Origin of the sequence: Kineothrix alysoides (genome assembly GCF_000732725.1) — a bacterium.
In the GTDB taxonomy this organism is placed as follows: domain Bacteria; phylum Bacillota; class Clostridia; order Lachnospirales; family Lachnospiraceae; genus Kineothrix; species Kineothrix alysoides.
The window spans coordinates 63,455-77,556 of sequence record NZ_JPNB01000003.1 but is presented as its reverse complement, the minus strand read 5'-3'; the positions used below and the strand labels follow the sequence as shown (position 1 = coordinate 77,556).

Here is a 14,102-nt window from a genome sequence, read left to right as displayed (position 1 = left end):
CAGAGTTTGATATATAGAGTCTGAATTATTTTTACAACTGGAAATAAGGAGCACTGATTCTTGACAACTCCACTGAAATAGCCTATCTATAATATATAAGAATAGCTTGTGGAAAGGAAAAAGTATGGGAAAAATAATAGAAAATCCGATTCTTAGGGGATTTCATCCCGATCCGTCAATTGTGCGGGTAGGGGAGGATTATTATTTGGCGACCTCCACCTTTGAATGGTGGCCGGGAGTCAGGTTACATCATTCGCGAGACTTGGTTCATTGGGAGCTGATGGAATATCCCCTTAACAGAATATCCCAACTGGACTTGCGGGGAGTAGGTGCTTCGCAGGGAATATGGGCACCATGCCTGACGTACTGTGAGGGAACTTTCTACCTGGTATATACGGTAGTAAAAGCGTTTTATTGCAATATGCAAGATACGATGAACTATCTGGTAACGACAAAAGATATACACGGACCTTGGTCCGAGCCGATAGCTCTGAATAATTTCGGTTTTGATCCGTCTTTATTTCACGATGATGACGGGAGAAAATACATGGTAAGCATGGTGACCGATCATAGAGTTCCCGCGAAGTATTCGGGACGTTTGATCCTACAGGAATACGACGATAAGTCTCAGAAACTGGTCGGTCCGGTAAGGGATATTTACAAAGGAGATAACATTTATTTGGAAGGCCCCCACATATTCAAAAGAAACGGCTGGTATTATTTGTTCAGCGCGGATTCGGGAACCGGAGAAATGCACGGACAGACGATACAGCGCTCTCACGACATATGGGGACCTTATGAAATGTTCCAGGCAGATTTCATGGAGAGAGACAATGAAAGGGAGGCTTATTCCATATTGACCTCCAGACATCGGGAAGAGATACCGATACAAAAGGCCGGTCATTGCGATTTAGTGGAGACTCAGGGCGGAGAGTGGTATGCGGTGCATCTCTGCGGCAGGCCCTCTGAAGAACGAAATGCTTCCGATGCGAAAAGTTGTCCCGATGGCCGAAGATACATGCTGGGGCGGGAGACAGCAATTCAGAAGATGCGATGGACGGAGGATGACTGGCTGATGCTGGATTGTGGAGGCAATACGCCGCAAACATATGTGGAGATGCCTGATTTGCCGGAATATCCGGCGAAATCACAGCTTATAAGGGATGATTTCGAGAGCAATGCTCTGCATAGGGACTATCAGTCTTTAAGGATACCGATGGATAATTATTATATTTCCTTAAGAGAGAGAATGGGTTATCTGCGCATGTATGGACGCTGCGGACTGTCGTCAAAATTTTCTCAGAGCCTCATTGCCAGACGTCTGACAAGTTATCAGATGCAAATCAGTACAAAAGTAGAATTCGAACCGGAAGTATTCAAGCAGATGGCGGGGCTGATTCTCCTATACGATACGGATAATTATCTTTATCTTCACATTTCATGGGATGAAGATGCAGGGAAGTGTATTACTTTATTGAAGGCGGAAAATAAAAAGTATGAATATTTGACTGACTATATTCCCATAGAGAAAGGAAAGGCACTGACCCTGAGGGCGAAGTTAGAAGGGACAAGGGTTCAATTTTATTTTGAGCCGGAAGGTGAGGATGAGCGGGAGATAGGGCCTGAGATAAAGGCCGGATTCTTATCCGATGAGGCGTGCGAGGAAGGCTGGTTTACGGGAGCAATGTGCGGCATTTGCTGTCAGGACTTGACCGGATTTGGAAAATATGCGGACTTCGACTGGTTTGAAGTAAAATAATCCGGAATTAGTATCTGGTCATAAAAGATAGTCTGTGGTTGTTCCCGCCTTTCTCAGGTAGAGCAATCGGAAGCAATTCGTATAGAGCATACCGCGCACATAATTCTGTTTTCCAGCATATAGTACTAGGAAGGACACGGCAGGAAATGCCGGTAAAGCGTGTTAAGGAAGAAGCCATGATTAGCGGAAGATTTATCATATTGAGCGAAGAGGATTATAACCAGTTAGGTGTACTTAACACTCGGAATTCTTCATTCCAGATTCAGACTATGGCAGAAGACCTCCATATACCTTGGGCAGTAGACATCAGTGAAGACGGCAGGCCGTTTTTTACGGAGCGCAGCGGAAATCTGCGTGTCATAGAAAACGGGATATTAAATCCGGTGCCGGTGTATACATTCGACTCTCCTTTTGTCAGTATCGGAGAAGGCGGGCTTATGGGACTTGCTTTGGACAGGGATTTTCTTTCAAACGGATATATTTATCTTATGTATACCTATGAGGAAAACGGAGGGCTTTACAGCCGTGTGGTACGTATGCGTATTCAAGATAATACAGCATCCGAGGAAGAAATTATTTTAGACCAAATCCCGGCAGGGCAGTTCCATAACGGCGGAAGGATAAAAATTGGCCCCGATGGTTACCTGTATATAACTGTCGGAGATGCCGGTGAACGTTATCTTGCACAGGATGTAAACAGTCTGGCAGGCAAGATCCTGCGGATTGGAACAGACGGAAGTATTCCGCCTGATAACCCTTTTCAGGATTCACCGGTTTACGCTCTGGGATTTAGAAATCCTCAGGGCTTGGCATGGAATAGCAGAGGGGTATTATATGCCTCAGAGCATGGAGAAACAGCACATGATGAAATTAATGCCATACAACCGGGCGGCAACTATGGCTGGCCTTTCGTTACAGGTGATGAGGAAATGCAAGGATATGATTTTATTAAGCCTGTCATACAAAGTGGGAATAATACATGGGCACCTGCTGGAATGGCCTATATAACCTCTGGTCCCCGAATGGGTCAGCTGCTTGTTTCGACACTCAAGGGGAGTGCGCTGCTGGCAATCACTTTCGACGAATCCGGGACACAAGTGGTTAATGTGGAACGCTTATTGCAGGGCCGTTACGGACGATTAAGAGAAGCATATCAGGCGGAGGATGGTTCTATTTACCTTACTACCAGCAATTTGGATGGCAGGGGGCTTCCGGGTCCCGTGGATGATAGAATTCTCCGGTTAGTGCAATAATATAACACAATTTTTCTCATATGGCAGACAAAGCGGGTCTAAGATTTACATCCTAGACCCATTTTTCTTTCATTCTCGCTAATTTCTTTAAATTTATATGCGCAAAAGTAAACCTAAGTTCTTTCAGGTTCATAATCACAGGGATTACAATAACTTTCCTATTTCTAAGACGTGCGTTCAGATAATAAAAATATGGAATTGCGTGAAAACTGTCAAGGGATAAAGCATACAATAAGAGTGATAGAAATTTTGAAGGATATGTATGGATTCTCAAAAATTAGAAAATCTTTTGAACCTGGCGCTGAATGCTTCCAGAGAGGAGCGGGAAAAGTCTCTGGTCTTGGATGTTGGATATGATCCTGAGTCGAGCGTGTGGGAATTGATCGTGAAATATAACGGCGATTTGAGTCGGTTAAACAGCCCCATTATTGGCGTGGAGGAACTGATTGCCGGTTATGCAATTATTACAATCCCGCAAAGCCTGATAGCTTCGTTGGTAGAGCTGGAGGAAATAGAATATGTGGAAATGCCTAAGAGTCTTTTTTTCGACCTGCAGCAGGGAAAAGAGGCGTCCTGCATATTGCCGGTTACCATAAGGGAGCCTTTTCTGACCGGCCGCGAGACGCTTGTTGCAATAATAGATTCGGGTATCGACTATGAAAGAATGGATTTCAGGCGGCAGAACGGAACGAGCCGTATCTCGTATTTATGGGATCAGAATTTACAACCGGATGAGAGCAGGGGCTTTGCCCCCCCGGAGGGTTTTCTGATTGGGGTAGAATTTAATAATATGCAGATAAATGCTGCTTTGGAGGAAAGCAATCCGGAGGAGAGGTTCCGCATGGTGCCAAGCCTCGACGTGACGGGGCATGGAACGGCGGTGGCAGCGATTGCTGCGGGTAACGGACTTTCGTCTAGCGGAAGATATGTGGGTGTAGCGCCGGAAAGCGAATTGATCATTGTGAAGCTGGGGATGTCCAGGCAGCCTTCCTTTCCGAGGACCACGGAGCTTATGCGGGCGCTGACCTATGTGGTACAGAAGGCAGTTGCGCTTGCCAAGCCGATGTCCATTAATCTGAGCTTTGGTAATACATACGGGGCGCACGACGGGACTTCCCTGCTGGAACGTTTCATAGATAATGTTTCTGAGATAGGGAGAAATGTTATCTGTGTGGGAAGCGGTAATGAAGGGGCTGCAGGAGGTCATGCGGCAGGTGTCGTATCGGGAGAGACAAGAGTAGAGCTGGCGATAGCGTCCTATGAGAGATCAGTCAGCGTGCAGCTTTGGAAGGAGTATGCGGATATTTTTCTGGTAACCCTCATTTCACCGGGGGGAGAGAGGCAGCTTGTGGATACCAGACGGCCTGGAACGATAAGGCTTACGATGGAGCAGACGGATGTCCTCATTTATATAGGGGAGCCGTCTCCGTACAGTATCGATCAGGAGATATATTTCGACTTTATTCCGCGACAGACCTATATCAATTCGGGTGTGTGGACATTTCTGCTGCAGCCGGTAAAAATTGTAACGGGGAATTACTATTTCTATCTGCCAAGCAGCGTAGTCCTTAACAGCGGAACGAGGTTCTATGCCCCCACGCCGGAGGTAACCTTCACCATACCCTCTACAGCGCACAAGGTAATCACGGTAGGCGCTTACAACAGCATCTACGATTCCTATGCTGACTTTTCGGGCAGAGGATTTCTTCTGGAAAACCGGTTGGAAACCAGAATTGCCAGCGAATGGGTAAAGCCCGATCTCGTAGCTCCCGGCGTGGACATATCGATCAGCAATGGGATGGGGGGGACAGAACTGGTGACCGGTACGTCTTTTGCCACGCCATTTGTGACCGGTTCGGCGGCGCTTATGATGGAATGGGGGGAGGGAGTTATAATAAGGTTACGTTAGCAAGAAGCCCGTAAGTAAAGGGGTTCCGCTGATTCAGTCCTATTAAAAAAACACTGATTTTGTTTGGAGTTTTGATTAGGACAGGCCTGTTTAATATCATTTTTTGAACTAAATCACATCATGTAGCAATTATGTAACACAAGGAGGGTTGTCCGTGGAAAGGATTACGCTACGTGAGATTATATTGTAAATTTAGGTGGGACTAAATTAGCTTTTGACCGGATATTCCGGTAGCAGCATGACTGCTTTTTGCAAAGCTTTTTAGTCTCATCTTTTTTCGCCCGGAAAAAGGTAGACAAAGGTTAAGCAAAACTAGAGCTGATTTGGTTACTTACCAGAACAGGAGGTAAATGCTTAACCCTATTTTTTATCCAATCAAATATAACCAATAGAATCAGATTCAACAGAAGAAAGGAAAGTAAGTGCATGGGAAAGGTTTGGGGTATTGTAAACAGAAAAGGCGGAGTGGGTAAAACTACGACCGCCATAACCCTGTCTCATTTGCTGTCAAAGGAAGGCTACAAGGTGGCGTTGATTGATTTTGACGGGCAGAGGCATTCAACAATTGTTAGCGGAGTGACAGAGCCGGAGAAGCTGTCAGTAAGCATTTATGAGATCTTAAAATGTATTGTTATGGAGGAAGAAATACCAGCAAGAGAAGATTATGTTATTACCACAGATTCCGGTGTTGACTTGATACCATCTAACAATAAACTGGATAGCTTTGAAAAGTTGATGAGTGATACTACATTTGCGGAATACAAGTTAAAGGAATTTGTAGATACCATTCGGGAGGATTATGATTATATTCTTATAGACTGTATGCCCAAAATGGGAACACCTATGATAAATGTAATGATATGCTGCGATGGATTGATTATTCCAGTACAGTCAGAACCGCTCGCGGTGGAGGGCATGGGGGAGTTCCTGCGGGCATTTCATAAAATTAAAAGTAATGTTAATGCGAAACTGGAAGTCATAGGGATACTGATCACTATGGATAGTGAGCGGACAAGGGTATCCAAGCGTGTGAAAGCGCAGTTACAGCAAGCATTAGGGGAAAAAGTAAGGATATTCACTAACTGTATTCCCCGTTCCACCAGAGTACCGGATGCTACAGATGCAGGCATGACGATCTGTGAATATGAACCGGAAAACGCCGCATCCAAAGCATATTATAAATTAGTGAAGGAGTTGATAAAGGATGGCAGCCAAGATACCGAAAGTGCCGACACGCAATTCAGTGCTTAATAATACGCTCAGTCATATGGATGATATTTTTGAGTTTGAGAAAAAGGAAGAAATCCCAAAGGTCGTAACAGAGCCAAGAGCTGGAGAACTTGTAGAAATGGAGTTTGATAGAATGGAATCATTTCCCGGACACAAATTTAAGTTATATACCGGTCAGAGGTTGCAGGATATGATAAATAGTATTCGGGAGTTCGGCATTTTGGAGCCATTGATCCTTTGGAAACATGAGGAGAAGCTTACGATACTGAGCGGCCATAATCGGGAAAATGCGGCAAAATTGGCAGGGCATACGAAAGGTCCGGTTATTATTAAGGAAAACCTGTCTTATGAAGATGCGGTATTGATTGTAACAGAAACGAATTTGCGTCAGCGTTCTTTTGCAGATTTAAGTTATTCGGAAAGAGCATTTTGTTTAAAACAGCATTATGATGCGATAAAGAGCCAAGGTAGAAGAAATGACTTATTAAAGGAAATTGAAGACCTTATGAACCCGCATGAAATCAAGGAAAACCCGACTTTGTTGGAAAACCCAACGAAGTTGCGGTCAGATGAAAAAGTAGGGGATGAATATGGCCTTAGCAGAGATAAGATTGTCAGATACTTGCGTATTGCAACACTTATCCCCTCACTTCTTGACTACCTGGATACGAAAAGATTAGGTTTTGAAGCCGCTTATGACATTTCTTTTGTGAAAGAAGCGCAGCAATTTCTGATAGCAGAAATGATAGAAAAAGAAGGCTTTACGATGGATACGAAAAAGTCAGCACTTCTGCACAGCTACGCAAAAAGTGGATCTTTAACCGATGAGCTCATTCGTCAGATTGTTAGTGGAGAAAGAGCAAGAAAACCGAACAGCAATAAAGCAAAGCCTATTCAGATTAAAGGAACAGTTATTACCAAATATTTTACGGAGAAACAGAGCAGGAAGGAAATCGAGGAGACGATAGAGAAAGCATTGGATTTGTACTTTGCAGAAAGAAGTACGGAACAGGAGTCAAAAGTTGGCTAAAGTGACATACCTTGCGGACTTGTATCATCAATCGGTACAGGAATACACCAAGACACCACAGGAATGGAAAGGTCTGTTGTCTTGTGCCGCACGGTTTTATAAACGTTCTTTTGACAATGCAGTGTTGATATATGCACAAAGACCTAATGCGACACAGCTAGGAACCTTTGATGAATGGCATGACAAACGGATTGGACGATATATCAATAAAGATGCTAAGAGCGTTGCTGTTATTGATATGGTAAATCCGAATGCCAGTATGAAATATCTGTTTGATTTTATGGATACGAATGGGAGCGTTCAGTCATACCGGAATCTACAAAAATACTTATGGGAATTGGAAGAACAGTATCGCCTTAATATTATGCTTCGTTTCCATGAAAAGTACGGGGTCCCTGCCTACAATATAGAAGCCTGTCTTTACAAGTTGGCAGACAAGCGAGTAAGACAGTGGCTTCCGCCATATCTGGAAAACTTAAAAGTACGAGACGAAAGAAGTCCCCTTTATGGTGTTCCGGAACAGGCAGTAAAAGCAGAATTTATGCAACTGATTGTGGAAAGTGTTGCTTATACGGTATTTTCCAAATGTGGTCTTTCCTTGGAAATATTTGAGGAAGATAGTTTTGAGAATATAGAAAATTATAATACTCTTGAACTTTTCATGGCATTAGGAAATTATACGGTATCTATTGCACGACCTATATTAAAAGAAATTTTTCAAGAAATTCAAGCGATCAAAAGTGAAAGGAGCAAAGTTTATGAGGACAGAACCCTTGATGAAATTCAACTACAGACAGGGAACGGACGGGATGATGCACCCCGAAATACAGATTTCAGAAAATCCCCAGACCGACAAAATGCCGGTGGGGAGATTCGGCAAACGATGGAAAGATTACATGATGGAAATGAACCCCCATCGTCTGTCGGAACTGGTGGCACAGGGAATGATCAACGAAATAATTCTAAAAGTGGACGAGGAAGCAGAGCAGGAGAAAGAGGAACTGATTCAAAGACTTCTGATCGTTCAGCCGATACCGGATATCGAGGACACATTACAGAGAGCAAGTCACATGAATATGATAACCAAGCAAGCAGAGGAGATAGTAATGAAAGAAGTGGTACTGAAAATCAGATAATATCTACGTCGCAAAACCTGCAGTCGCCCAAAGATGGATTAACACCGTCTTCGGGCGATTTTTTTCCTGTTCCGATAAAAACCTCAAAACCAGAAATGTCTGAACAGTCGGATATATTAGAGGAAACTGACACGGATAAATTGTATGGGATTTCTCCTGAAGAGGCAGAACAGGAAGAAAATGTACTTGATGAATTTGCAATTCCTGATGAAATCCATGAGATGAGTAATGCTTCGGGAGATACAGGAGCATCGGAAATTCAAAAGGAAAGGATGAGGAAATGGGACAAATGGTTTGCACAGGAGGAGGCTTCGGGTGATCAACTGGGATTTTTTGAGTTATTCGGCCAACAGGATTCCTATGAGGATGTAAATGATGCAGACAGCGATTCCATGTTGACAGAAGATGGTATTCGAATGCATCGAAAGCCTTTTTTTGAGAAAAAGAGTGAGACTGTAGTAGTGGAGGATGTATTGCCGCAGGAGCAGCGCAGTCGTACTGTAAATGGGTTTAATTATCGCTTTTCTGAGGAACACCATCTTTATGAGGGCGGTCCAAAAACGAAATGTCAGAATAACATAGAAGCCATTCGTCTTTTAAAAGAATTGCATGAGCAGGGGCGTATGGCAACGGCTGGGGAACAGATTATCCTTGCTAAATTTGTAGGATGGGGAGGCCTGGCTAATGCACTGACACCGGGGAAAAGCGGATGGGAAAAACAATATGAGGAAATAAAAAGTTTATTGACGGAGGAAGAATTTCAGGCAGCACAGGAAAGTACACTAACAGCTTATTACACAGAACAGAGTGTTATTCGGCATATTTATCATGCACTAAAATCGTTTGGTTTCAAAGGCGGAAATATCTTAGATCCTGCGATGGCAACAGGCAATTTTTTTTCTGTCCTACCGAAAAGTATGGCGGACTCTAAGCTGTATGGTGTAGAGATTGAACCAATTTCCGGCAATATTGCGAGGCAGCTTTATCCTGATGCAGACATACAGGTCAAAGGTTTTGAAAATGTCAATTATCCAGAGCAGTTTTTCGATGTGGTAATCGGTAACATTCCATTCAACTCCATTAAAGTAGATGATTCAAAGTATAATCGTCATAATTTTCGTATCCATGATTACTTTTTAGCAAAATCGCTGGATAAGACTCGTCCGGGTGGTATCGTGGCAATCATTACTTCAATGTATACGTTGGACAAGGCGAACCCGACTATCAGAAAGTATCTTGCCCAAAGAGCAGAATTGATTGGAGCTATACGGTTGCCTAATAATGCATTCAAGCAAGTAGCGGGAACTGAGGCTACTACCGACATTCTTTTTTTGAAAAAGCGGGAAAGGGAAATTGTGCCGAACGAAGAAAATAGTCCGTGGTTGTCTGTAGAGCAAAATACGGATGGCATTCCCTTAAATAGTTATTTCGTCGATCACCCGGAGATGGTATTAGGAAAAATGGTGTTTGATGAGAGTATGTACGGGAATGAAAAAAGTACCGCCTGCCATCCTCTGCCGGATGATGATTTAAATGAACGATTAGAACAGGTGATAAGTTATCTGGATGGTGAATATCAGGAGCCGGAACGGATAGAGGGATTTTCAGAAGAGAATGACATTATACAAATAAAATCGATACCGGCAGATCCTTATGTGCGTAATTTTTCTTATACAGTGGTTGATGAAAAACTGTATTACCGGGAACATTCTCGTATGTATCAGCAGAATATTACTGGAAAGAAGGCAGAGCGCATCAAAGGACTTGTAGAACTTGCGCAAGTAGTTCGCAGTCTGATTGCCTTTCAGAATGAACAAAATGCCGGTTTGCCTACCGCAGAATACGAAGCTGAATTGCGGACTCATATTGATAATCTGAATATGGTATATGACCGTTTTGTAAAGAGTTATGGTTATATCAACTCATATGCTAATGTGATTGCTTTTTCAAGAGATGCCAATGCGCCGCTTTTACGTTCCATCGAAAAAGAGCGTAAGGATGAAAAAGGAATATATGATAAAACGGCCATGTTTTATAAGGCAACGATACGGCCTAAGATTATGCCGAGTGTAGTATTTTCGGCAGAAGAAGCGTTGAAGGTATCTTTGAATATAAAGGGCAGGCTTGATCTTGACTATATGGCATGGCTATATCGTAAACCGGATCACCGTAAAGCAACGCAGGATGAGATTATCGAGGAGTTAGGAGATAAAATCTACCAGGATCCATCAGAATATATGGGAAATCCATATAGAGGGTGGCAGACTGCTGGAGAATATTTAAGCGGTTATGTAAAGGATAAGTTGGCAGAAGCAATTTTAAAGGCGGAGGAAGAACCGGAGCGTTTTACCCGGAATGTGGAAGCGTTGAAAGCGGTACAGCCGTTGCCGTTGACTCCTCAGGAAATTAGTTTTTCCTTAGGAACACCGTGGATACCTGTGGAAGTTTATCAGGACTTTATGCATGAGATTTTTAAAACACAGGCAGGAAATAAGTTCGGAAGGCATGCTACGGCATTGGAATTTTCCCAATATGGTGGCAGCTATTTTATTGTAAATAAGGGCGGTGAGAAAGAATCTGTCACGATCAATCAGATTTATGGAACGGAACGGATGAATGCCTATGAAATATTGGAAACATCCTTAAATCTTCGCTTCGTGGAAGTAAGAGACCGAGTGGAGTATGTAGATGAGTGTGGGGAAGATAAAGTAAAGTATGTACTGAATAAAAAAGAAACGATTCTTGCGCGGGAGAAACAGGCACAGATTAAGGCAGAGTTTGAACGATGGCTCTTTGCTGATGCAGAACGTGGAGCAAGGATGACTCAGTTATATAATGATAGGTTCAATAATATCCGTCCCCGTGAGTATGATGGATCGGATCTTGTACTGCCTGATTTATCGGAAGATATCCATTTACGTTCCCATCAACTTGATGTGGTGGCACATGGCTTATATGGGAAAGGAAATCTGCTCATGGCACATGAGGTCGGTGCGGGAAAAACTTATGCGGCCATTGTCCTTGCTCATGAAATGAAGCGGTTGGGAAAAGTAACAAAGCCATTAATTACTGTTCCGAATCACCTGGTCGGTCAATGGTCGGATGCATACATGGAACTTTACCCGAATGCAAATATCTTAGTAGCAGGGAAAAAAGATTTTGAGAAGCATCATCGCCGTCGTTTTGTCAGCCGGATTGCTACAGGGGATTATGAATGTATTATTATGGCCCATTCAAGCTTTGAATTGATTGGGGTATCCAGAGAACGGCAGTTTGCAGCCATGCAGAAAGAGCTGGATGCGATTACGGCGGCAATCGATGAACAGAAGTTTCGTGATGGGAAAGACTGGTCTTTAAAGCAGATGCAGATTTTTAGAAAGAATTTGCAATTTAGGTTTGACCGGTTGTTTCATGCAGAAAAAAAGGATGACGTCATCAATTTTGAAGAATTAGGAGTGGATGCTTTAGTTGTGGACGAGGCCCATGCTTACAAGAATAATTTTTCTTATACAAAAATGAGAAATGTAGCAGGAATCAGTGGGCAGAGCAGCCAACGTGCTATGGATATGCACCAGAAGTGCCAGTATATTAATGAGATTGGAAATGGGAAAGGTGTCATTTATCTGACGGGCACCCCGGTATCCAACTCCATGACAGAAATGTATGTACTCCAAAAGACCTTACAGCCAAATGAATTAGAGAGGCGTGATCTTTTGATGTTTGACGCATGGGCGGGAACTTTCGGAAAGATTACTTCTTCCTTGGAAATTAGGCCGGAAGGTAATGGATATCAAATGAAGAACCGTTTTGCACAGTTCCATAATCTTCCGGAACTGATGAGTATGTTTTCTATGATTGCTGATATCAAAACAGCGGATATGTTAGATTTGCCTACTCCGCTGTTGAAAACGGGTGGCCCGCAAGTGATCAAATCTGCCTGTACGCCAGATCAGAAACGGATTGTTATGGAGTTAGCTGAGCGTGCGGAAGCTATTCGTAATGGAGTGGTAGATAGTACCGAAGATAACTTTTTAAAGTTAACTCATGAAGCCCGTCTTTTGTCTATTGATCCCAGGGCTATTTCACCAGAGATTTTAGATGATCCGGGTACCAAACTAAATTTGTGTGCAAAAAATGTAGCAGAGATTTACCATGAAACCGCAGAAAAAGGGCTGACACAGCTTATTTTCTGCGATCAGGGAACGCCCAAATATGATGGGAGTTTTAACTTCTATGAGGCTACAAAAGAAGCATTGCTTGCGGAAGGTGTAAAAGAGAAAGAAATTGCATTTATTCATGATGCAAAGACGGATATACAGCGAGAACAGCTTTTTGAAAAGGTAAAGAAAGGAGAAGTCCGCATATTGATGGGCAGTACGGAAAAGATGGGAACAGGAATGAATGTGCAGGAAAAGCTTATTGCCCTGCATCATCTTGATGTACCATGGAGGCCATCCGATTTAACACAGCGTAATGGACGCATCTTGCGACAAGGCAATAATAGTGAGGAAATCTCCATTTTTAACTATATTACGGAAAATACCTTTGACAGTTATTTGTGGCAGATTTTAGAGCAGAAGCAACGGTATATCAGCCAGATCATGACTGGTCGTTCTGCGCTTCGTACTTGTGAGGATTTGGATGAGACGGTGTTGCAATATGCAGAATTTAAAGCGCTTGCAACCTCTGATCCAAGAGTAAAGGAGAAAATGGAAACAGATAACGAAATCAACCGGCTGACTGTACTGAAATCCTCATGGCAGAGCCAACAGAATGAACTTCAAAAAATGATTGGTCATTATTATCCAGAAAGGATCGCCTGGGAAGAGAAAAATATTAGCAAAAAAGAAATGGATATACGGACATATAAAGCGAATAAACCAAACGATTTTCAAATGATCATTGATGGCAGGAAGTATGAGGAACGGACAAAAGCGGCAGAACACTTCATGGTATATACTCGTAAGCTGGGAAAGAACATAGGGGATATTCTTATCGTAGGAACCTATGCAGGCTTTACACTCCGGCTTTTCAGACAAATAGGAGGAGGCGTTTCGATTCAGCTTTGTGGGCAAGGAATTTACAGTACGGAGTATGGAGAGTCTGAGTTAGGTAATATTACCCGTATTGTGAATATTGCGGAACGCATGGTTGTGAATATAGAAAATGATAAACAAGATCTCATCAACTTGAAACAGCAGCTTGAAACAGCAAAATCAGAAAGTGGCAAGCCGTTTCCTGATGAAGAACGTCTTCTGGAACTGCAAAAGAGAAAGGTTCAACTTGACCTTGCATTAGAATTTAAGGATGAGGGCGAGGATGTAATATCCGCAGATGGATCAGAGGAACCACAGGGTACGGATCAGACATCTCATACGTTGGAACAGAAGCTTTATAAGAGGTTAAATGTTTTTGCCGGTCCTATTCTCGACGAAACCGCTTACTATATGAAACTGGAATCAGATGGATTTGAGGATCTGGTGATAGAGAATATTGGTGGGAACGAATACAGTATTGCTCACTATTATAGACAGAACGACAGCGCTATGCGTGATCCGGAAATTACTTTTATTATTGATAAAGAAACACAATCTATTTACCCCACTTCGTATCTTCAAGACGATGTGGGGATTTTTTATGAAACATCAAATGCTTCTTCGGAGCAAATAACAAGTTTGAAGGAATTTATGGCACAGTGGTTTACAAATATCAAAGATCAAGGTTTTGAACCAGCCTTAATTGAAACTTATGAACAGGAAAATGATATGGAACAATAGGAGGTAAG

At 42.8% G+C, this 14,102-nt stretch carries 6 protein-coding genes; all 6 read left to right on the top strand.

The genetic code is table 11. The annotated features are described in order from the left end of the window. The first annotated feature begins 124 nt into the window (after positions 1–124). The 6 genes from CC90_RS0120190 to CC90_RS22725 all read left to right on the top strand — a co-directional run bounded on the left by CC90_RS0120190 (position 125) and on the right by CC90_RS22725 (position 14,094). Positions 125–1,759 carry a glycoside hydrolase family 43 protein gene (locus tag CC90_RS0120190; protein ID WP_031392528.1) on the top strand — a complete coding sequence of 545 codons (1,635 nt, stop codon included), beginning with the start codon at positions 125–127 and terminating at the stop codon, positions 1,757–1,759. A gap of 146 nt (positions 1,760–1,905) precedes the next feature. Next, complete coding sequence (locus tag CC90_RS0120185; RefSeq protein WP_031392527.1) at positions 1,906–3,012, top strand: PQQ-dependent sugar dehydrogenase; 1,107 nt, start codon at positions 1,906–1,908, stop codon at positions 3,010–3,012. Between the two features lie 262 nt (positions 3,013–3,274). Further along, on the top strand, positions 3,275–4,921 hold the full coding sequence (locus tag CC90_RS0120180) for a S8 family peptidase (RefSeq protein ID WP_081906085.1): 1,647 nt from the start codon (positions 3,275–3,277) through the stop codon (positions 4,919–4,921). Between the two features lie 426 nt (positions 4,922–5,347). After that, complete coding sequence (locus CC90_RS0120175) at positions 5,348–6,172, top strand: ParA family protein (protein ID WP_051869894.1); 825 nt, start codon at positions 5,348–5,350, stop codon at positions 6,170–6,172. Further along, positions 6,126–7,181, top strand: coding sequence for a ParB N-terminal domain-containing protein (locus CC90_RS0120170; protein ID WP_035315999.1), 1,056 nt, complete (start codon positions 6,126–6,128; stop codon positions 7,179–7,181). The genes CC90_RS0120175 and CC90_RS0120170 overlap by 47 nt, the downstream gene beginning before the upstream one ends. 1 nt (position 7,182) lies before the next feature. Continuing rightward, positions 7,183–14,094 (top strand): DUF6908 domain-containing protein, encoded by a 6,912-nt coding sequence (locus tag CC90_RS22725; protein WP_242843376.1) that lies wholly within the window; start codon positions 7,183–7,185, stop codon positions 14,092–14,094. Positions 14,095–14,102: the final 8 nt, after the last annotated feature.